The organism is Stenotrophomonas sepilia, assembly GCF_003244875.1.
GTDB classification, from domain to species: Bacteria; Pseudomonadota; Gammaproteobacteria; order Xanthomonadales; family Xanthomonadaceae; genus Stenotrophomonas; species Stenotrophomonas sepilia.
In genome coordinates this window covers 1-832 of sequence record NZ_LXXZ01000016.1, presented here as the reverse complement: position 1 = coordinate 832, position 832 = coordinate 1, and the positions used below count along the sequence as shown (strand labels likewise).

The 832-nt window shown below is 72.1% G+C and carries 1 protein-coding gene and 1 pseudogene; one reads left to right on the top strand and one right to left on the bottom strand.

Annotated features, from left to right (window positions below; translation table 11 throughout):
• Positions 1-68: 68 nt before the first annotated feature.
• The gene (locus tag A7X97_RS01675) at positions 69-575 is read right to left on the bottom strand and encodes a DUF4166 domain-containing protein (RefSeq protein WP_111007537.1); all 507 of its coding nucleotides are present in this window, start codon (positions 573-575) and stop codon (positions 69-71) included.
• 61 nt (positions 576-636) lie between these two features.
• Here A7X97_RS01675 and A7X97_RS22020 point away from each other — a divergent pair.
• A pseudogene (locus A7X97_RS22020) lies at positions 637-832 on the top strand (DUF4166 domain-containing protein); the annotation flags it as partial.

Sequence of the window (832 nt, the reverse complement as noted above, 5' to 3'; positions counted from 1 at the left end):
AAAAAAACAAAAACAGTGCGCACACGCCATCGAACACGATCACCGCGCTGCCCGCCTCGGCGGCAGCGTCACCGCGGTTCGAGCCAACCTTCATAGCGGATCAGGGCTCCGGCCCAGGGCAGCGTCACATCGACCAGGAAAGTGTAGCGCTCGCCCTGCCAGGCTTCACGGCAGCGCACACCGCCGAACCAACGCGTCGGCAGCGGCAGCAGCCCGAACGCCCAGACCCGGCGCACCGACCAGTCGATACCACCGTCGCGGGCCTGCAGCGCGAACTCGAAGCGCACCGCGCCCAGCTGCTCGCGCAGATGCCCGTCGTGCGCCCACAGCCGCGACACCATTGGCCAGCGCCCGAACCGCCGCGCCCACTGCTCGCCCTGCCGGTAGCGGTTGAACGCCACCTCGGTGGGCAGCGCGTCACCGTCCTGTGGCAACCGCGCCAACGCAGCCAGCAGCGGCACCAGCCAGTGCCGCCCCCTCACGATGCAGGCCTGCCCTGCGTAGCGGCGCGGCAACGGCGCGGCATGCAGCGCCTGCACCGGTCCTGCCAGGGTGGCGAAGGCCGGCCCCAGCACACGCGCGAACAGCGGCGCAGTCAGGGCGCGATCGTCGCACCGGGCGCATGGCGACCCTGGCCTGGATCGCGCCCTGACTGCGCCGCTGTTCGCGCGTGTGCTGGGGCCGGCCTTCGCCACCCTGGCAGGACCGGTGCAGGCGCTGCATGCCGCGCCGTTGCCGCGCCGCTACGCAGGGCAGGCCTGCATCGTGAGGGGGCGGCACTGGCTGGTGCCGCTGCTGGCTGCGTTGGCGCGGTTGCCACAGGACGGTGACG